The following is a 20408-nucleotide window of genomic DNA, read 5'->3' as shown; positions in this document are numbered from 1 at the left end:
TCGTCGACCAGGGCGAGCGGGCCGTGCTTGAGCTCGCCGGCGGCATAGGCTTCGGCATGGAGATAGGAAATCTCCTTGAGCTTGAGCGCGCCTTCCATGGCGATGGGGTACATCGGTCCGCGCCCGAGGAACAGGGCGTGATCCTTGTCGACGAATTCTTCGGCCAGATGGCGAATGGCGTCGTCGAGTTCGAGCACGCGTTCGACCGAGGTGGCCAGCTGGTGAATATCCTCGGCCAGCGCGCGCCGGTCTTCGGCCTTGCGTTCGAGCATGCCGGTGAGCAGCAGCAGGCACAGCAGCTGGGTGGTGAAGGCCTTGGTGGAGGCCACGCCGATCTCGGGGCCGGCATGGGTCATGAGCACCAGATCGGACTCGCGGGTGAGCGAGCTTTCCGGCTTGTTGCAGATGGCAAGCGTGGCCAGATAGCCGCCGTCGCCGGTGCCCAGCGATTTCGCATAGCGCAGTGCGGCGAGCGTATCCGCGGTTTCGCCGGACTGGGATAGCGTGACGAACAGGCAGTTCCTGGGCACCACCGGGTCGCGATAGCGGTATTCGCTGGCCAGTTCCACGTTGCAGGGAATCCGCGCCATGGCTTCGAGCCAGTAGCGGGCGACCAGCCCGGCATGATGGCTGGTGCCGCAGGCGACGATATGAATGTACTCGACGCCGTCGAGCAGCTCGCGTGCTTCGGCGCTGATGCTGGAGGCGAAGATGTCGTCGGCGGACACGCGCCCCTGCCAGGTTTCGGCCAGCGCGCGCGGCTGCTCGTAGATTTCCTTGAGCATGAAGTGGCGATACTCGCCTTTCTCCGTCGCCGAGAGCGACAGACCGGACTCCTTCACCGGCCGATCGACGGGCGCGCCGCTGCCGTCGATGATGGTATAGCTTTCGTGGGTGAGCACCACGAGATCGTCTTCTTCGAGGTAGACGAAATCGCGGGTCACGGGCAGAAGAGCCGCGACGTCCGAGGCCACGAAATGCTCGCCGATGCCCACGCCCAGGACCAGCGGGGAGCCGCTGCGCGTGGCGACCAGGGTATGCGGATCGTCGCGACAGACCACGGCCAGCGCATAGGCGCCGTCCAGTTCGGCGACGGTGGCCCGTACGGCGGCGGCCAGGTCGTTGCTCTCGCCCAGATGACTATCCACCAGGTGGGCGACGACTTCCGTGTCGGTCTGGGATGTGAACTCGTAGCCGGCCTGTTTCAGGCGCTCACGCAGGGGCTCGAAATTCTCGATGATGCCGTTGTGCACGACGGCGATACGGCTCGACGAAACGTGCGGATGGGCGTTGGTTTCGGATACGCCGCCGTGGGTGGCCCAGCGGGTGTGGGCAATGCCGAGCACGCCGGGGCGCGGTGCTTCGGCAAGCTTGTCGGCCAGCGCCTGGACCTTGCCCACCGCGCGGGTGCGGTCCAGCGCGCCGTCGTTGACCAGCGCCATGCCAGCCGAGTCGTAGCCGCGGTATTCAAGCCGCCGCAGACCTTCGAGCAGGATGGGTTCGACATTGCGCTGCGCACTGGCGCCGACAATTCCGCACATGGCGCTGATTCCTTTGTGATCGGCCCTGCGCTATCGACCGCAGGGCGTATCGGGTGATGGTTAAGAGTGGCCGGGGTTTTTCTTGCGCGGGCGTTTCCAGCCGTCGATGCTGAACTGCTTGGCGCGCGACAGCGTGAGCGTGTCGGCCGGCGCGGTCTTGGTCAGCGTGGTACCGGCACCGATGGTGGCACCGCGCTCGACGCTGACCGGCGCCACCAGCTGGCAATCCGAGCCAATGAAGGCATCGTCGCCGATGGTGGTGACATGCTTGTTGGCGCCGTCGTAGTTGCAGGTGATCACACCCGCGCCGATGTTGACGTTGGCGCCCACAACGGCATCGCCGACATAGCTCAGATGGTTGATCTTGCTGCCCGCGCCGAGCCTGAGCTTCTTGGTTTCCACGAAGTTGCCGATCTTGGCGCGGTCGGCCAGTTCGGTATCCGGGCGCAGCCGCGCGAACGGGCCGATCTGGCAACGCGCGCCCACGTTCGCATGCTCGATCACGGTATGTGACAGCACCTGGGTATGATCGCCTATGGTGCAGTTGCGCAGCACGCAGTGCGGGCCGATATGCACGCCCTCACCCAGCACCACCTCGCCTTCGATTACCGCATTCACGTCGATCAGGCAGTCGCGCCCGATATGCAGCGAGCCACGCAGGTCGAAGCGCTCCGGGTCGCGCAGGGTCAGGCCCTGATCCATCAGCGCCTCGGCCTGGCGCCGCTGGAGCAGGCGTTCCGCGGTGGCCAGATCGCGCTTGTCGTTGATGCCCTGGGTTTCCTCGATGCTGCCCGACTGGCCGGCCACGATCGATACCCCGTCGCCGGCCGCCATGGCAATACAGTCGGTCAGGTAATACTCGCCCTGGGTGTTTTCGTTGGTCAGACGCGACAACCAGTCGCGCAGATGCCGCGCCTGGGCACAGAGCAGCCCGGTGTTCACTTCGCGAATATGGCGTTCATCGGCGGTGGTGTCCTTGTCTTCGACGATGCCGACCACGCGGTTTTCGTCGTCGCGACGAATACGCCCATAGCCGGCCGGATCGTCGAGCACCACGGTGAGCAGCGCCAGCGCATCGCTGGCGGCCGCGTCCACCAGATGCGACAGGGTGGCCGCGCGCACCAGCGGCACATCGCCATAGAGCACCAGCACGCTGGCATCGTCGGGTACGTCGTCGATCGCCTGACTGACGGCGTGCCCGGTGCCCAGCTGCTGCTGCTGGTAGACCCAGTTCACCTCGAGATAGCCCAGCGCCGACTGCACCTGTTCGGCGCCATGCCCGTAGACCACGTGGATCTGTTCCGGATCGAGCGTTTGTGCGGCTTCCACCACGTGCTTGAGCAATGGCCGGTCACCCAGCGGCTGTAGCACCTTCGGCAGCGCCGAACGCATGCGTTTACCCTTGCCGGCGGCCAGGACGACGATATGCAGACCCATAACTAGAACGATTCGACGGTTTGTGGGGACTATACAGTCCGCGGCGAGTCCTGCGTAGGTGCCGCGGCCGGGCGTTCGACCAGCCAGGCGCGCCAGGCCGACGGCGCCTGCGCCCAGACCTGGGCATGCAGCCAGCGCATACGCTGCGGATCGGCAAGCAGGCGGCGCTGTTCATCGGTGCTCAGTACATCCGGGCCGTTATCCAGCGCGCGCTCGGCCAGCAGCTGGCGATACTCCGCAATCACCCCGGTCAGCGAACGGTCGCGGCCCTGCATGCCGATATGCAGGGCATTGATCACCGGATTGACCACGGCCTCGGCAAAACCCGCCTCGGGCGCGGCCGCGGCTTCGAGTTCCACCACCCGTGCCAGCTCGTCCGGCGCGTGGCGCTCTTCGGGAATCAGCTGCAGGTCGTGACGACGCAGCCAGATGCCCAGATCGGCACGCGAGGTCAGCACGGTAATCGCTGGCGCAATGATCAACGGCACCAGGATGGGCGCCAGCCAGGGCGCGAACCCGGGCGTAAACCATAGCAGCAATGCGCCCCAGCCGAGTGCCAGCAGCATGCCCCAGATATGAAAGCGTAGCGCGCGCGACCAGGGCACCTGCGCATCCGCGCGCTGTTGGCTATCCCACTTCACCTGCTTGCCGATGAGCGTGGTGAAAACAAAGCGCGTATGCGCCAGCATGCGGATCGGCGCGAGCAGCGATGTAAGCACGATCTCGATAAGCGTTGAGGCCACCAGGTTGCCCACGCCGCCGAACTCGCGCTGCGTGCCCTTGGCCACGATCATCACCACGCCCAGAATCTTGGGCAAGAACAGCACCACCAGGGTGGCCACGAACAGGCTCACCGCCCAAATGGGTTGCCATACCGGCCATGCCGGGAACAGCGCGCCGGCCACCGGAAAATAATCCGGCGTGCGCACCGCTTCCAGCACCGCTTCGGTGCTCGATAACAGCAGGAATACGAACCAGATGGCGGCCGATGTATAGGCCATGACGCCGTTGGCGAACAGTGCCCGATGGGCCGGCGCGAGGTTGTCGGAAAACAACAGCCGGATATGCTGGATATTGCCCTGGCACCAGCGCCGGTCGCGCCCGAGCTCGTCGAGCAGCGTGGGCGGCACTTCTTCATAGCTGCCGGGCAGGTCGTAGGCAATGAACACGCCCCAGCCGGCGCGGCGCATGAGTGCGGCCTCGACGAAGTCGTGGCTGAGAATATCGCCGGACAACGCACCGCGGCCGGGCAGACGCGGCAGCGCACAGTGGGCCATGAACGGCTCGATGCGGATGATCGCGTTATGGCCCCAGTAGTGGGCATTGTCCAGATGCCAGAAATGCAGCCCGGCCGCGAACATGCGCCCGTACACGCGGGTGGCGAACTGCTGTACGCGTGCCAGCACGCTGTCGCGATTGACCGCCGTGGGCGGCGTCTGAATCAGACCCACACCCGGGTTGGCCTGCATACGATCGACGAGCGCGACCAGCGTATCGCCGGCCATGATGCTGTCGGCATCGAGCACGATCATGTAGCGGTAATGCCCGCCCCAGCGCCGACAGAAATCCGCCAGATTGCCGCTCTTGCGCTTCACCCGGGCCCGACGGCGGCGATAGAACAGCCGGCCGAAGGCATCGAGCGTACGACAGCTCTCGGCCCAGGCGTTTTCTTCCGCGATGACGGTATCGGGCTTGACCGAGTCGCTGAGCACGAAGAAATCGAAATCCTCGAGGCGGCCGGTGGCCTGCAGGGACTCGTAGATCGCCCGCAGCCCGGCAAAGGTCCGGGATACGTCTTCCTCGTAGATCGGCATGACGATCGCCGTGCGCGCATCACCCTCGACAGGCGGCTTGCGCGGCGGCGGGTCGTGCGGCGGATCGCTGCGCACCAGATAGCGGTCGCCCCGCCAGAGCACGAAGAACCCGGACAGTGCCGTCCAGAACCCCACCAGAATCCAGGCGAACAACATGAACGCCGCGCCCAGAATGAACGCTTCGAGCACGGTTGCACCGCGGTGTGGCAGTACCGTGGCCATATAGGCCGCCGCCCCGGCCGCGGGGAACGCGACCATCAAGGCCAGCAGGGTCTGGCGCCAGCGCACCACGCCCTTGAGCCGACTGGGCACCGACTTGGGCAGGCTGCTGCTGCGGCGCCGGCCGAGCCAGGGCAGCAGCCGCCAGGGCCGGCGATCAATATCCGCCGGCGACATCGGCCAGCGATTGAGCGGCGGCATGGCCGCACTGCGCAGCGCGCCGGCTGTAGGGGGTCGTGTTTCTGCGTCCTGGCTGAGCTTCGGGTAGCTGTCGTGCAGCCGGCCCAGCAGCTCGCGGTCGTCGTCTTCCAGCTCCGGCTCGCTCGGGGCTTTTTCGAGTTCGCTCTGCAGGCGTTCGATCGCGGCGCCGCGATCGACCGGCCCGGCATCGAGCACGCGCGCGCGCAACGCTCGACGGCGGTCGTCCGACAGGCTCAGATACGATAGATAGGCGTCGATTGCATCGACGACCTCGGACGCAGGGTTAGAATCGCTCACGGTGATAGCGCATAACTCCAGGTCTCGGTCAGCGCGCCGCCGTCAGAGCCGGCGAGATAGGCGCGCAGCTCCAACGGCGTCTTGAGCGAATCGGTGGGCACCAGAAACGTCAGTCGCCAGCCGCCGGTATGCGGATTGCGCACCGCCTCGATGTTATTGATGGTCGCATCGCGCATGGCGTTAACGCGGGGCTGGACGCTGCCTGGGTCGGTCAACTTGCCCAGCTCGCCGCCTTCGAATTCGATAGCCACCTGAATGGTGTTGCGCGGTTGACCCGGGGTAACCGCGGCACGGCCGACACGCGAGGCCGTGGTATGGGCAAGAGAGGCCGGGCTGGCCAGTTCCTTACCCCAACGAATGCTGTAGGCATAGTGCAGCCGCGCACCGGCTTCGACCGGATCGTTGGGCACCCAGTAGAGCGCGATGTTGTCGTTGACTTCGCTGTCGGAGGGAATCTGGACCAGTTCCAGATGCCCCTTGCCCCAGTCCCCCTCGGGGGTGATCCAGGCATTCGGGCGCTTCTCGTACTCGTAGTCCAGATCCTGATAATGATCGAAGTTGCGATCGCGCTGGAGCAGGCCGAAGCCGCGCACATTGTCGGCCGAGAACTGGTTCATCGACAGTTTCTGCGGGTTACGCAGCGGCCGCCAAAGCCATTCGCCGTTGGTGGCGGAAATGAGCATGCCGTCGGAGTCGTGCGCTTCGGGACGATAGTCGTCTAGCCGGGCCAGGCTGTTCTCGCCCCACATGTACATGCTGGTCAGCGGCGCTACGCCGAGTTTGCCGATTGCCTTGCGGGTGAACAGCGTCGCCTCCACGCGGGTGACGGTGGAATCGCCGGGGTTGATCTCGAACTTGTAGGCGCCGGCCGCGCTCGGCGAGTCGAGCAGGGCATAGGCGGTGACCGTGCGCGCCTGCGGGCGGGGACGGACCAGCCAAAAGCTCACAAACGCCGGGAACTCTTCACCCTTGTCGCCGCCCGTGTCGATGGCCAGCCCGCGTGCGGACAGACCGTAATGCTGCTCCGCGCCCAGCGCGCGAAAATAGGACGCGCCCAGAAACGAGGCGATCTCGTCGAGCTTGCCGGGCGTATCGAGCTCGTGCATGAACTTCAAGCCCGCATAGCCGAGATCATCCGGGATACGGTTGCGCAGATCTTCGTTCGGGTACTGGAAGCGGTTTTTGTCGAACCGGAACTCGCCGACGCCATCGTCGGTAACAAGATGTATCTTCACCGGGTGTACGTAATAAGAACCCGGGTGATAGAACATCACCTCGAAAGGCAGTTGCCGTTCGTGCCAGAGCGCGTTATCCGGCTTGTACTTGATCTGGTCAAGCGCGGCAAAATCGAAGTCCTGCAGAAACTGCGGAATCTTCGGCGGCTCGGAATAAGGCTTGGCCGCCAGCGCCTCGGCTTTGTCGACAACGCGGTTGTAGTCGAACCGACGGCTGGTTTGGGCAGCGTCGCTGTCCTCGGTGGTCTGCGCGTCGGCGTCGGGGTTGTCTTGTGCCTTGGACGCGTCTTTTGCTTTTGCATCGGACGCGTCTGCTGCTGTCGTCTCGGACGCATCCTTTGCTTTTGCCTTGGACGCATCCTGTTCCGTTGCCTTGGACGCATCTGCTGCGGTGGCCTCGGACGTACCCTGTTCCGCTGCCTTGGGCGCATCTGCTGCTGTCGCCGGAAGCGCGATCGCGGCGCTCAGTACGACGAAACCGGCAAGCACGCCGGCAGGCCAATGCCTTGTCATGTATCACTCCAGTGTGAGCCGGCCCACGCCGTCATGCTGCTACCGACCGCGAACCGTGCGGGCGAGTTCCCCCTCGTCCATACGTAATGATAACCGATCAAAACACCGGCCACGCGGGCGCGCGGTACGAGACTCAGCGCCGACGCTGCCAGGGCAGGCGCAGCGTCTCTGCCATGTTGCGGATGCCGGGCATGATCGCGCCGGTGCTCTGAGTGAAATTGAGCGTCATCTGTACGTCGTCGCCCGCGTCCGCCGTGGGCGCCCATCCCGCCGACAGATAGTTCACGCTCAAATCGATCCGGTCGCTGAGCTGGGACAGCCCCAGATTCAAGCCGGCACGGGCGCCGCCCACGCCCGGCTGATAGCGGCTGTCGCCGAGGGCGAATGTGGGCGACAGCTCTGCCTCTAGCCCACCGATATTCAGCCCCCGGGTCGCCGACAGTCGCCACAGGCGACCGTCCACCGGCAGATTCAACGGCGCATCCATGCTCGCGTCATACCAGCCCAGGCTGCTGTTCATGCGCCAATCACGCCACTGTAGCGTCTGGGCGGCGATTTCCAGTGCCATTGGGCTGTTGCCCGCGGCCTGGGCGTCGGTGGGCGCGCCGAGTTCGGCGCGGATCTGCCAGGGCCGGCCGATATCAGTGAGCCGGCTATTGCGCGCCAGCAGAAAGGTTTGCGAGATAGCCGCATCGCTACGCAGCGGCGAGGGTTCGTGCAGGCGCACGTCATGGGACAGCTGCCAGTCGTTGCCGAGCGGCCGGCTTGCCTGCAGCCCAAAGCCGTTGTCGCCGGGCACGATCGAACTTCCCAGGGCATCGAACTGTGCGTCGGCCTGAAAATAGCTCAGGGTCAGATCGTTGGCGCCCAGCGACTGGGCCAGGCCGATGCTTGCAGCGCGACCGCCCAGCACGTTGCCGTCGTTCATTGTATTGCTGACCTGCGCGACTTCGGTCGCCAGATCCGGCATATACCACCGACCGCCGAGATCAAGGCGGTGCTCTGCGCGTACCAGCGTCTGACCACCGCCAAAAGCCGCGCCCTCGCCCTCGGTACGAATCGCGGCCGCGCGCAGCGTCGACGCATCGCTTGCCCCGCCCTGCCACTGAAGACCACTGGTCAGATAGCGTTGCTGCGGTGTACTCAGCGCATCGACGCCGAAGAACGCCTCCGCGCGGCCGAGCCCTTTTCTGACCTCAGATAGATCGACTTCCCGCTCTTCGCCGTGAATCGTCCGATCGAAGGACGACGACATGAACGGAGAAATGGATTTCGTGGGCCCGGCAAGCGACGACGCGGGCCAAGCGAGTCCCACGCTCACGGCGAGCACGACGACGATTGGAATTGAATGGCCCTGAGACAGCATGCCGGGTGTTTATGCGAGTGTGAGTGTCGCAGTGCAACAACCTAGACGATCGCTGCCAATACGGCAAGTTAACCGTTCAACATCGCGCGATGGATGAACTCAAGACGCCCAAGCACACGTCCTGGGGGCGTTAGCGTCCGGCGCGAAGTTTTTTGACCATGGTCAGACGTGCCGCTGCTTCGGCCAGCTCGGCCTGCGCACGAGACACGTCCACGCGATCACCCGCCTGGGCCAGACTCTCTTCAGCGCGCTGTTTGGCCTGTTCGGCCGCGGCCTCGTCGATATCGGCGGCGCGTTCGGCCGTGTCGGCCATTACGGTCACCAGATGCGGCTGCACTTCCAGAATGCCGCCGGAAACGAAGAACTGCAGTTCCTCCTGGCCTTCCTGCTGAATACGCACCTGGCCGGGGCGCATCCGGGTGAGCAGCGGCGCATGGCGCGGGGCAATACCCACGTCGCCTTCTTCCGCGGCCACGACCACCATGGTCGCCGACCCCGAGTAGATCTGGCCTTCGGCACTGACGAGATCAACGTGTAGTTTCATATCGCTGCTCTAGGGAAAGGAAAAGACCGGCGCTCTATGGGCGCCGGTCACGCCTTGAACTCGGGCGCCGTTCAGGCCGCCTTCTTGGCCATGTCTTCGCCCTTCTTCACGGCCTCGTCGATGGTACCGACCATGTAGAAGGCCTGCTCGGGCAAGTGATCGTACTCGCCGTCCACGATGCCGCGGAAGCCGCGAATGGTTTCGGACAGCGGCACGTACTTGCCGGGCGAACCCGTGAATACTTCGGCCACGAAGAACGGCTGTGACAGGAAGCGCTCGATCTTACGCGCGCGGGCAACCGAGAGCTTGTCTTCCTCGGAGAGCTCGTCCATGCCCAGAATCGCGATGATGTCCTTGAGCTCACGATAGCGCTGCAGGGTCTGCTGCACGTCGCGGGCGGTCTGGTAGTGGTCGTTGCCGATCACGTTCGGGTCCAGCTGACGCGAGGTGGAATCCAGCGGATCCACGGCCGGATAGATACCGCGCTCGGCAATGCCACGGGCAAGCACGACGGTGGCGTCCAGATGGGCAAAGGTCGTGGCCGGCGACGGGTCGGTCAAATCGTCCGCCGGTACGTAAACGGCCTGCACCGACGTAATCGAGCCGGTCTTGGTGGAGGTAATACGCTCCTGGAGCAGACCCATTTCCTCGGCCAGCGTCGGCTGATAGCCCACCGCCGACGGCATACGGCCCAGCAGCGCGGACACCTCGGTGCCGGCCAGGGTGTAACGATAGATGTTGTCGATGAACAACAGCACGTCACGGCCTTCGTCACGGAAGAACTCGGCCATGGTCAGGCCGGTCAGCGCCACGCGCAGACGGTTACCCGGCGGCTCGTTCATCTGGCCGTAGACCAGGGCCACCTTGTCGATGACGTTCGACTCCTTCATTTCGTAGTAGAAGTCGTTGCCCTCACGGGTACGCTCGCCGACGCCGGCGAACACCGAGTAGCCCGAGTGCTCGGCCGCGATGTTACGGATGAGCTCCATCATGTTCACGGTCTTGCCCACGCCGGCACCGCCGAACAGGCCGACCTTGCCGCCCTTTGCGAAGGGACAGAGCAGATCGATGACCTTAATGCCGGTTTCGAGCAGTTCCTGGCTGCCGGCCTGGTCTTCGAACGTCGGCGGCGCACGGTGGATCGGCGCGCTTTCGTCGGCGCCGATGTCGCCGCCGTTATCGATGGGGTGGCCGAGCACGTTCATGATGCGGCCGAGCGTCTTCTGCCCCACCGGCACGGAAATCGGCGCACCGGTGTTTTCCACCTGCCCGCCGCGGGTCAGACCTTCGGTCACGCCCATGGCAATACAGCGTACGACGCCATCGCCAATCTGCTGCTCGACCTCGAGCACCAGGTCGGCCTCCTTGAGGATCAGCGCATCGTGGATGCTGGGCAACGATTCGCGATCGAATTCCACGTCCACCACGGGGCCGATGATCTGAACGATAGTACCGCTACTCATATCCGATTCCTCACCTGGGCAGCGTGAATCGCTGCCGATCTGTGTCTAGGGTTTGGCTTGTTAGGCTCTTACGATACCGCGGCCGCGCCGGCCACGATCTCCGACAGCTCCTGCGTAATCGCCGCCTGGCGCTGCTTGTTGTACTCGAGTTGCAGGTCGTCGATGATGTCGCCCGCGTTATCCGACGCGGATTTCATGGCGACCATGCGCGCAGCCATCTCGCAGGCCACGTTTTCTACCACGCCCTGGTAAACCTGGGCCTCGACGTAGCGCACCAGAATCGATTCCAGCAGTTCCGGCGGCTCGGGCTCGTAGATGTAGTCCCAGTGGTCGGGCAGCTCGTCGTCTTCGTCCTCGGGCACCGGCAGCAGCTGCTGGATATCCGGACGCTGCGTCATCGTATTGACGAACTCGTTGCCCATCAGGAAAAGACGATCGATATCGCCTTCACGATAGTCATCGAGCATGACCTTGATCGTACCGATCAGGTCCTCAAGATGCGGGCGATCACCGAGGTCGGTGACCTCGGCCTTGATGTCCTTGATGCGGCGAAAGAAGCTCGCTGCCTTGCGGCCCACCACCACGACATCGACCGGGACGTTCTTTTTATCCCACTCGCGCAGCTCGGCGAGCACCTTGCGGAACAGGTTGATGTTCAAACCGCCGCACAGGCCGCGATCGGTCGACACCACGATCATGCCGACGCGATTGACCTCGCGCTCCACCATGAACGGATGCTTGAAGTCGGGATTCGCCTGCGCCAGATGGCCGATCGTGCGCCGAATCTTCTGGGCATACGGCCGCGACGCTTCCACGCGCTCCTGGGCCTTGCGCATCTTCGACGCGGCGACCATTTCCATGGCCTTGGTGATCTTCTGCGTATTTTCTACGCTCTTGATCTTGCTTTTGACTTCCTTGCCGCCGGCCATCAGTTGACTCCGTTGGTGGACTCAGGAACGCGCGGTGTTACCACGTATGCGTTTCCTTGAATTCCTTCAGCGCGCTGTGCAGCCCGGACTTGATTTCGTCGCTGTAGTCGCCGGTGTCGTTGATCTTGTCCACCAGCTCCTTCTGCTCGCTTTCCATGTACTGGTGCAGCGCGGCTTCGAAATCGGTGACCTTGTCAGCGTCGACGTCGTCCAGATAGCCCTCTTCCGCCGCGAACAGCGAAGATGCGGTCAGCGCAACCGACAGCGGGTTGTACTGCTTCTGGATCATCAGCTTGGTGACACGCTCACCGTGCTCGAGCTGCTTGCGCGTCGCGTCGTCGAGGTCCGAGGCGAACTGCGCGAAGGCCGCGAGTTCGCGGTACTGCGCCAGCGCCAGGCGGATACCGCCACCGAGCTTCTTGATGATCTTGGTCTGGGCCGAACCACCCACACGCGACACCGACAGGCCGGCGTTCACCGCCGGACGCGTGCCGGAGTTGAACATATCCGTTTCCAGATATATCTGGCCGTCGGTGATCGAGATCACGTTGGTGGGCACGAACGCGGACACGTCGCCGGCCTGGGTTTCGATGATCGGCAGCGCGGTCAGCGAACCGGTCTGGCCCTTGACCTTGCCGCCGGTCAGCTCTTCCACGTAATCGGCGTTGATACGCGAAGCGCGTTCCAGCAACCGTGAATGCAGATAGAACACGTCACCCGGATAGGCTTCACGCCCCGGCGGACGACGCAGCAGCAGCGAGATCTGGCGATAGGCGACCGCCTGCTTGGACAGATCGTCGTAAACGATCAGGGCGTCTTCGCCCTTGTCGCGGAAGAACTCGCCCATCGAGCAGCCGGCATAGGGCGCGATGTACTGCAGCGCCGGCGAAATCGCGGCACCGGCTGCGACCACGATGGTGTGATCCATCGCGCCTTCCTGCTCGAGCTTGCGCACGACGTTGGCGATCGAGCTGTTCTTCTGCCCGATGGCCACGTAGATGCACTTAATGCCCGTGTTCTTCTGATTGATGATGGCGTCGATCGCGATCGCGGTCTTGCCGATCTGGCGGTCGCCAATGATCAGCTCACGCTGGCCGCGGCCGATCGGGATCATCGCGTCGATCGACTTCAGACCGGTCTGGACCGGCTCGTCGACGGACTGACGCTCGATCACGCCCGGGGCAACCTTCTCGATCGGCGACGTCTGGGTGGTGCCCAGCTCGCCCTTGCCGTCGATCGGGTTGCCCAGCGGGTCGACCACGCGCCCGAGCAGCTCGTCGCCCACCGGCACTTCGAGGATTCGACCGGTCGTCTTGACTTCGCAGCCTTCGGAGATATGGGTGTACTCACCCATAAGCACCGCGCCCACCGAATCCCGCTCGAGGTTGAGCGCGATACCGTAGGTGCCGCCGGGGAATTCGAGCATCTCGCCCTGCATCGCATCGGCCAGGCCGTGAATTTTTGCGATGCCGTCGGCCAGGCTCACCAGCGTGCCGACATTGCGGGACTCGGTCACGGAATCGAAGTTTTCGATCCGTTTCTTGATCAGGTCTGAAATTTCCGACGGATTGAGTTGCATTGACCTTATTCCTCTGTATCCATGTCGCTGCGGCGAGCTGCCGCCAGCGGATGATCGCTTGTGGGCCGGGCTATTGCGCGAGCGACTGGCGCATGCGCTCAAGCTGTGCGCGCAACGAACCGTCGATCACCAGATCGCCAGCGCGGATAATCGCGCCGCCGATCACGTCTTCATCCTGTTCGAACGTCAGCGAAACGTTGCGGGCAAGCCGTTTTTCCAGCGACTTGACGAGCGCCGCACGCTGCTCTTCGGAGAACTCGACGGCCGAGGTGACACTGACGTCCACCCGGTTCTCGGCCTCGGCCTTGCGCTGCTCGTAGAGTGACGCAATCACCGGCGCGAGGCCCAGCCGCCCGTTGTCGACGAGCAGCCGAACGAAGTTCCGACTGGCCTCATCCATATCGTCGCCGCCGATCTCGACCACCAGCTCGACCAGTCGACTATCGCTGATCTCGGGGTTGTCCAGAAGCAACGCCACGTCCGGATTGGACACGATGGCCGAAAGCGCTTCGAGCGCCCGCGACCACTGGTCCAGCCGGCCGTTGGATTCGGCGAGCTCGAACACGGCCTCGGCATAGGGCCGTGCCAGTGTTTGCGTCTCTGCCATGGCTAACGAATCTCCGCGACGAGGTCGTCGATGATGTCATTGTGCGCCTTGGCGTCGATCTCGCGCTTGAGAATGCGCTCGGCGCCCACGACGGCCAGTGCGCCGACCTCGCGGCGTAGATCTTCCTTCGCGGAGACTACGGCCTGGTCGACTTCCTCACGCGCCGCGGTCACGATGCGCTCGCCTTCGGCACGCGCATCTTCACGGGCACGCTCGAGCGTTTCGTCGGCCTGGCGCTGCGCATTGGTCAGGATTTCCTGCGCCTGCGTACGCGCCTTGGCGACCATATCCTCGGCCTTGGCCGTGGCCTCGTTCAGCTCACGAACGCCGCGCTCGGCGGCCGCGAGACCTTCGCTGATCCGCTTCTGACGATCACGCATGGCCTGCATGATCGGCGGCCATACGAACTTCATGGTGAACCAGACGAAGACCGCGAAGACGATCATCTGGGCCAGCAGTGTGGCATTGATGCTCATGGGTTATCCCTGGCTTGCGTAACTCGAGTTAAGCGACGTGGCGAACCCGGTGTTTAGCCGCCTGCGGACTGTACGGCCGCCACGAACGGGTTGGCGAACATCAAGAACAGGGCGATACCCACGCCGATCATCGACACGGCGTCGAGCAGGCCGGCGATAAGAAACATACGACCCGTCAGCATCGGGGCCATTTCCGGCTGGCGGGCCAGACCTTCGAGGAATTTGCCGCCGAGCAGGGCGAAACCGAGTGCGGTGCCGATGGCACCAAGGCCGATGAGGATCGCGACCGCGATCACGGTCATGCCCTGAACGTCTGCAATGGCTTGTTCCATTTTCTACTCTCCAGTTTACGAGTCAGTCAGTGGTTGGTGGTGTCGATCGATCAGTGGTCGTCCTGAACCATGCTCAGATAAACAATGGTCAGCATGCCGAAGATATACGCCTGCAGCGTGATCACGAGAATATGAAAAATTGCCCAGCCCAGGCCAAGCAGGATCTGCAGGATAAACATGGGAACGGCCAGCAGACTCGCCCCGGCGCCCAGCGTGAACACGGCGATCAGAATAAAGATCAGCTCGCCCGCGTAAAGGTTGCCGAACAGACGCAGCGACAGCGAAACGGGCTTGGCCACGGTTTCAACGACGAACAACACGAAGTTGAACGGCGCCAGCCACTTGCCGAACGGATGCGTCAGGGTTTCCTTGAGAAAACCCATGCCGCCCTTGGCCTTGATGCCGTAGACGATCATCAGCAGGAACACCGACAACGACAGACCGAAGGTGATGTTCAGATCGGTCGTGGGCACGACCTTGAGATAATCGATGCCCGCCGCATGGGCAGCCGCGGGCAGCGCATCGACCGGAATCAGGTCCATGAAGTTCATCAGGAACACCCACACGAAGATCGTCATCGCCAGCGGCGCGATCAGCGTGGAGTTGCCGTGATAAATGTCACGCACCTGCGTGTCGGTAAAGTCGTGGACCATTTCCACGAACGTCTGCAGCTTGCCCGGCTCGCTGGCCGTGACCTTCTTGGCGACCATGCGAAAGACGGCCAGGAAAAACACACCGAGCACAACAGAAAAGAACAGACTGTCGAGATTCAGCACCCAGAAGCCACTGATGTTGCCGCCGACTTCCATGGTGGACAGGTCGAGCTGCAGATTCGACAGATGGTGCTGGATGTACTGGTTAGCGGTGTTACCGCCTTCTTCGGCGCTGGCCATATGGAGTTGTCCTCGATCAAGCCGTCGTCGAACTGCCCACCTTCGGCGGCAGCTAGCGCGTCAAAACTAAGGCGAGCCAGTAACAAGCTTGGCAAGCCACGTATGTCGCCAGCAGCGATAAAAACTGCTGACCAAATAAAAGGGCTGCCGTCACGAACAGCCCCACAGTCAATCCTAATTTTCCCAGCTCACCCCAATAAAAGGCGCGAGCCATGGCCGGTGCGTCCACCTGCCTGCGGCGCGGCAGCAACCACAGCGCCATCCACAGGCCCGGCAAAACAGCCACGACCACACCAAACAGCGCGGCCTTAGCCGACGCCGGCCCCGTCGCGGCGCCAAACATGGCAGCCACCAACAGGCCCATTGTGAGTTGCGTGCCCAACACCACCCAAGCAAGGCGCATGTTGCGCGGACGTGGTCGGGATATCACTTGAGAACCCCCCACCGCGGCTCCGGACGGACACGCGAATCACTCGCGGCGCGCCCAACGCTCGGCGGACTATAGACAAAGCGAAATGGAAGGTCAATCGCGCCGAAAACGCCTGTTATTTACAACAAAATGCGATCAGCACGCAGCGCAACCGCTACTTCAGACGATCGAGCAGATTATCGAGCTCGCCCGCATTGGGATAGTCGATCACCACCCGGGCACGCCCGCCGCGTTGCGAGCGCACGGTGACTTTCGCACCCAGTGTTTCGCCCAGCTCGTGCTCGAAGCGCACCAGTCGATTGCTTTGCCGCGGCGCGCTTTCGGCGCCTTTCTCTGCCATGGCCGAGGCCACCAGGGCTTCGGTCTGGCGCACGGTCAGCTGGCGTGCTGCCACCCGCGCGGCGAGATCGGCCTGCAGGGCGCTCGGCGCGCCCAGCAAGGCCCGTGCATGGCCCATCTGGATATCGCCGGCGCGCAGCAGCGCCTGGGCTTCGGGCACCAGCTCGGCCAGCCGCAGCAGGTTGGACACGCTTGCCCTGGAACGCCCGACGGCCTCGGCACAGGCGGCATGGGTCATGCCGCATTCCTCGATCAGCCGGCGCAGCGCGGCGGCTTCCTCGAGCGGGTTGAGGTCTTCGCGCTGGATGTTTTCGATAAGCGCGACGGCCATGGCGGCCTCGTCGGCCATGGGGCGCACCACCGCCGGTACGGTGGCAAGCCCCGCCAGACGCGCCGCACGCCAGCGCCGCTCGCCGGCAACGATCTCGTAGCCGCCGTCGGCGTCGCGCACCACCAGCGGTTGCACCACGCCCTGGGTCCGTATCGACTGCGCCAAGGCTTCCAGCGCCTCCGCGTCCATGTCGCGACGGGGCTGATAGCGCCCGGGGCGCAGGGCATCGAGCTCGAGCTCAACGAGTTCGCTGCCGGTTTCCGGCGTGTCGTCGAAATCGTTGGAAAGCAGCGATTCGAGACCGCGCCCCAGTCCGCGTTTTTTCTGTGCCATAGCCCGATCTTGTTTGAGTGATGCGCTTTAGCCGGCGTTGCGCCGACGCCGGCCGAACAACGACGACACCGCTCGGCGCGCGCCCTTGCGCGGCGCGTCGATGACTTCGCTGTCGTCGCGTCCGAGAATTTCGGCAGCCAGCTGGCGATAGGCGGTCGCGCCCGATGCCGCGCTATCGTACTGCATGATCGGCACCCCGTGGCTGGGCGCTTCGGCCAGGCGCACGTTGCGCGGAATACAGGTTTCGTAAACGGCGCTGCCGAAATAATCGATCAGCTGGGCCGAGACATCCCCGGTCAAGCGATTGCGCGGATCGTGCATGGTGCGCAGCACGCCTTCGATGATGAGCTCCGGGTTCATCATCTTGCGCACGCTCTCGATGGTTTCGAGCAGGTCGGACAGGCCTTCCAGCGCGTAATACTCGCACTGCATGGGAATGATGACCCCACGCGCGGCCGCCAGCGCGTTGACGGTGAGCATGGAAAGCGCCGGCGGGCAGTCGATGATCACGTAGTCGAAACTGTCGGAAATTTCGGCCAGCGCCTGCTTGAGCGCAAGGCGGCCGTTCTTGCGATCGCGCAGGCCGACCTCGGCCGCGGTCATGTCGCCGTTGGCGCCCAGCAGAAAGAACTGTCCGTCGAGCACCACCTGCAGCGCTTCGGACACGCCCTTGTCGCCCAGCAGGAAATCGCAGACGGTGGCCTCGAGCGCGTTCTTGTCCACGCCCACGCCCATGGTCGCGTTGCCCTGGGCATCCATATCCACAAGCAGCACGCGCTGCTCGGCCTCGGCCAGCGCAGCCGCGAGATTGATGCTCGTCGTCGTCTTGCCGACGCCGCCTTTCTGGTTGGCAATGGCGATGATGTTGCTCATGGCCGCTCAGTCTAATGGACTCGTGAAGCGCATGTTATGCGCAAGCCGGTTCCAGCGCATGACCTGCGGCCCGACCACACCGTTTCGCGCTGCGGACCGGGCCGGCGTGATCGAACGTTGGACACGCTCGCCGGGCGTTCAGATCAGCCCCGGCTCCAGAATGGCCAGGTGGCGATCCGCCTCGAGGCCGGGCACGCGCAGGGCCACCGTATCCACATGCCGGAAATCCAGCGGCAAGTCGGCCAGCTCTTCGGCCGGGTCGCGGCCTTTCATCAACAGAAATCGCCCGCCCGGCGCCACCAGATGACCCGCCAGCCGCGCACACTCGCCGGCAGCGGCAAACGCCCGGCAAATGACGGTATCGAATTTGTCGTCGGTTTCTACCGCTTCGACCCGCTCCTGTACCACGATCACGTTATCCAGCTCGAGACGCCGGCGCACGTGGCGCAAAAACGCCGCCTTCTTGCGGTTGGATTCGACCAGGGTGATGGTCATGCGCGGCCGCGTGATCGCAATGACCAGCCCCGGCAGCCCCGGGCCGCTGCCGATATCGGCCACCGACGCGCCGGAAACGAAATCCAGCACCGCCAGGCTGTCGAGCAGGTGCCGCGTGACCATCGCCAGCGGATCGCGCACCGCAGTGAGATTATAGGTCGCGTTCCATGTCGACAGCTCACGCAGATACGCAATCAGCTGCGCCTGCGGCGAGCGCCCCACGTCCACGCCGATGTCCTTGATCCCGTCCGCCAGACGCTGTTCGCAGGCGGCCCAATCCGTCATCGCCATGCTTGCCCCATCGTGGTCCTCCCCAATTCAGCCGTTCAGGATAGCGATTTTAGCCGTCCAGTTCGTCATCGCGACCGTGTCGCAGCTGCCAAAGACCTGTTTTAGGCTTCATGCTGCCGGATCGCCCCTCGTTTCAGCCAAGATCGTTCATGACCGATTTCCATACCACTACGCACGATAGCGCCCGCCCCGAGGCGGTGGCCAAGCGTCGTGCGCTGGGCAAACGCACCGCCCGCGAAAATATTGCCGACCTGTGCGACGACGACAGCTTTATCGAATATGGCGCGCTGGCCATCGCAGCCCAGCGCAGCCGGCGCGCGCTCGACGAGCTCAAGCGCGAGACGCCGGCCGACGGGCTGATCAGCGGCGTTGGCCGCGTTAACGGCGATGTTTTCGACGGCGCGCATGCACGCTGCGCGGTAATGAGCTACGACTACACCGTGCTCGCCGGCACCCAGGGCTATCAGAACCATCGCAAGACCGACCGCATGGTCGATATTGCGCGCCGCGAACGCCTGCCACTGGTTTTCTTCACCGAAGGCGGCGGTGGCCGCCCCGGCGATACCGACGCCGCGCTGGTGGTCAACTCGGGGCTGGAAGTCACCAGCTTCTACAGCTTCGCCCGGCTGAGCGGCGAGGTACCGCTTATCGGCATCAATGCCGGGCGCTGCTTTGCCGGCAACGCCGCCTTTTTCGGCTGCTGCGATATCACCATCGCCACCCGCGACGCCAATCTCGGCATGGCCGGCCCAGCCATGATCGCGGGCGGTGGCCTGGGCGAATACGCGCCCGAGGATATCGGCCCGGCCGAGCAGCAGGCCGCGATCGGGGTCGTCGATATCGTGGTCGCCGACGAAGTCGAGGCCGTGGCCACGGCCAAGCGCTGCCTGGCGTATTTTCAGGGCGCGATCGCCGACTTTGCGGCACCGGACAGCGCCCGGCTTGCCGAGCTCATGCCCGCCAACCGGCGCATGACCTACGACGTGCGCCGCATCGTCGCCGCACTCGCCGATATCGACTCGATGACCGAACTGGGTGCAGCCCATGCCCCCAACCTCGTAACCGCCTTCATCCGCATCGAGGGCAGACCCCTGGGCGTCATCGCCAACAACCCGCGCAGCCTGGCCGGCGCGATCGACAGCGCGGCAGCACGCAAGGCCGCCGATTTCATGCGCCTGTGCGACACCCACGGCATTGCGCTGCTCACGCTCTGCGATACGCCGGGCATCATGGTCGGCCCCGAGGCCGAGAAGACCGGCACGGTCGCGCACGCGTCGCAGCTGTTCATCGCCGGCGCCAAAGTGCAGGTGCCCTGGTATGGCATCGTGCTGCGCAAGGCCTACGGACTGGGCGCCCAGGCGATGCTCGGCGGCCACCTCAAACGACCGAACTTCACCGTGGCCTGGCCGCAGGGTGAATTCGGGCCGATGGGCGTCGAAGGTGCGGTCACGCTCGGGTTTCGACGCGAGCTCGAAGCCATCGAAGACGAATCCGAGCGCGCCGCCCGCTATCAACAGCTCGTGGATTCGATGTACGAACAGGGCAAGGCCGAAAACGTGGCCAGCTATTTCGAAATCGACGATGTGATCGACCCGGCCGATTCGCGGCGCTGGTTGGCCGCGGCGCTTGGCGGCTAGCAACGGCTAAAGTTCTGGCCCCGAAAACGAACGCGGATCAAGTCTCGGACCGGCTCTTGCGCCGGGGCAAGCCTGCGTTGCATTCACGTTCGTGTGTCGGGCTTTTTAAAGACAGGAATCGCAGATTTCGCAGATTGGTTATCAGCCGCTTAAAGCCCTGGTGACTTACGCGGCGATGGTGACAAATAGCCGCCCGAAGGGCTGGTTTGAATCAATCTGTGCAATCTGCGAAA

The 20408-nt window shown here is 64.0% G+C and carries 18 protein-coding genes; 1 reads left to right on the top strand and 17 read right to left on the bottom strand.

The window, feature by feature from the left end:
• The 17 genes from glmS to rsmG form a co-directional block, all read right to left on the bottom strand.
• A partial coding sequence (glmS, locus tag ABNU97_RS00515; protein WP_348764791.1) for a glutamine--fructose-6-phosphate transaminase (isomerizing) occupies positions 1 to 1541 on the bottom strand: 1541 nt, incomplete at its 3' end.
• Between the two features lie 60 nt (positions 1542 to 1601).
• A complete protein-coding gene (gene glmU / locus ABNU97_RS00510) occupies positions 1602 to 2978 on the bottom strand; it encodes a bifunctional UDP-N-acetylglucosamine diphosphorylase/glucosamine-1-phosphate N-acetyltransferase GlmU (protein ID WP_348764790.1) in 1377 nt (458 codons plus the stop codon).
• Between the two features lie 29 nt (positions 2979 to 3007).
• Entirely contained in the window at positions 3008 to 5509 is a 2502-nt protein-coding gene (gene mdoH, locus ABNU97_RS00505) for a glucans biosynthesis glucosyltransferase MdoH (RefSeq protein WP_348764789.1), read from the bottom strand.
• Positions 5506 to 7257: a glucan biosynthesis protein gene (locus tag ABNU97_RS00500; RefSeq protein ID WP_348764788.1), complete on the bottom strand. Its 1752-nt coding sequence runs from the start codon at positions 7255 to 7257 to the stop codon at positions 5506 to 5508. Before ABNU97_RS00500 ends, mdoH begins: the two co-directional genes overlap by 4 nt.
• Positions 7258 to 7390: 133 nt before the next feature.
• On the bottom strand, positions 7391 to 8512 hold the full coding sequence (locus tag ABNU97_RS00495; RefSeq protein WP_348764787.1) for a hypothetical protein: 1122 nt from the start codon (positions 8510 to 8512) through the stop codon (positions 7391 to 7393).
• Positions 8513 to 8753: 241 nt separating this feature from the next.
• Positions 8754 to 9167: a F0F1 ATP synthase subunit epsilon gene (locus ABNU97_RS00490; protein WP_348764786.1), complete on the bottom strand. Its 414-nt coding sequence runs from the start codon at positions 9165 to 9167 to the stop codon at positions 8754 to 8756.
• Between the two features lie 71 nt (positions 9168 to 9238).
• Positions 9239 to 10630 (bottom strand): F0F1 ATP synthase subunit beta, encoded by a 1392-nt coding sequence (gene atpD / locus ABNU97_RS00485; protein WP_348764785.1) that lies wholly within the window; start codon positions 10628 to 10630, stop codon positions 9239 to 9241.
• Positions 10631 to 10698: 68 nt separating this feature from the next.
• Positions 10699 to 11559 (bottom strand): F0F1 ATP synthase subunit gamma, encoded by an 861-nt coding sequence (gene atpG, locus ABNU97_RS00480; protein WP_348764784.1) that lies wholly within the window; start codon positions 11557 to 11559, stop codon positions 10699 to 10701.
• A 37-nt stretch (positions 11560 to 11596) separates the two neighbouring features.
• Positions 11597 to 13138: a F0F1 ATP synthase subunit alpha gene (gene atpA, locus ABNU97_RS00475; protein WP_348764783.1), complete on the bottom strand. Its 1542-nt coding sequence runs from the start codon at positions 13136 to 13138 to the stop codon at positions 11597 to 11599.
• Between the two features lie 70 nt (positions 13139 to 13208).
• Entirely contained in the window at positions 13209 to 13745 is a 537-nt protein-coding gene (locus ABNU97_RS00470; RefSeq protein ID WP_348764782.1) for a F0F1 ATP synthase subunit delta, read from the bottom strand.
• A gap of 2 nt (positions 13746 to 13747) precedes the next feature.
• Positions 13748 to 14221 (bottom strand): F0F1 ATP synthase subunit B, encoded by a 474-nt coding sequence (locus ABNU97_RS00465; protein ID WP_348764781.1) that lies wholly within the window; start codon positions 14219 to 14221, stop codon positions 13748 to 13750.
• A gap of 53 nt (positions 14222 to 14274) precedes the next feature.
• Positions 14275 to 14553 carry a F0F1 ATP synthase subunit C gene (gene atpE / locus ABNU97_RS00460; protein ID WP_293626704.1) on the bottom strand — a complete coding sequence of 93 codons (279 nt, stop codon included), beginning with the start codon at positions 14551 to 14553 and terminating at the stop codon, positions 14275 to 14277.
• 50 nt (positions 14554 to 14603) lie between these two features.
• The gene (atpB, locus tag ABNU97_RS00455; RefSeq protein ID WP_348764780.1) at positions 14604 to 15446 is read right to left on the bottom strand and encodes a F0F1 ATP synthase subunit A; all 843 of its coding nucleotides are present in this window, start codon (positions 15444 to 15446) and stop codon (positions 14604 to 14606) included.
• 52 nt (positions 15447 to 15498) lie between these two features.
• Positions 15499 to 15849: an ATP synthase subunit I gene (locus ABNU97_RS00450; protein WP_348764779.1), complete on the bottom strand. Its 351-nt coding sequence runs from the start codon at positions 15847 to 15849 to the stop codon at positions 15499 to 15501.
• Positions 15850 to 16030: 181 nt separating this feature from the next.
• Entirely contained in the window at positions 16031 to 16879 is an 849-nt protein-coding gene (locus ABNU97_RS00445; protein WP_348764778.1) for a ParB/RepB/Spo0J family partition protein, read from the bottom strand.
• Between the two features lie 27 nt (positions 16880 to 16906).
• Positions 16907 to 17752 (bottom strand): ParA family protein, encoded by an 846-nt coding sequence (locus ABNU97_RS00440; RefSeq protein WP_348764777.1) that lies wholly within the window; start codon positions 17750 to 17752, stop codon positions 16907 to 16909.
• A 138-nt stretch (positions 17753 to 17890) separates the two neighbouring features.
• Positions 17891 to 18532: a 16S rRNA (guanine(527)-N(7))-methyltransferase RsmG gene (gene rsmG / locus ABNU97_RS00435; RefSeq protein WP_348764776.1), complete on the bottom strand. Its 642-nt coding sequence runs from the start codon at positions 18530 to 18532 to the stop codon at positions 17891 to 17893.
• A gap of 155 nt (positions 18533 to 18687) precedes the next feature.
• On the opposite strand from rsmG, the gene ABNU97_RS00430 reads away from it, so the two are divergent.
• Positions 18688 to 20175: a carboxyl transferase domain-containing protein gene (locus ABNU97_RS00430; RefSeq protein ID WP_348764775.1), complete on the top strand. Its 1488-nt coding sequence runs from the start codon at positions 18688 to 18690 to the stop codon at positions 20173 to 20175.
• Positions 20176 to 20408: the final 233 nt, after the last annotated feature.

Source organism: uncultured Salinisphaera sp. (assembly GCF_964012375.1).
In the GTDB taxonomy this organism is placed as follows: domain Bacteria; phylum Pseudomonadota; class Gammaproteobacteria; order Nevskiales; family Salinisphaeraceae; genus Salinisphaera.
This window is presented reverse-complemented; position numbering and strand designations above follow the sequence as displayed.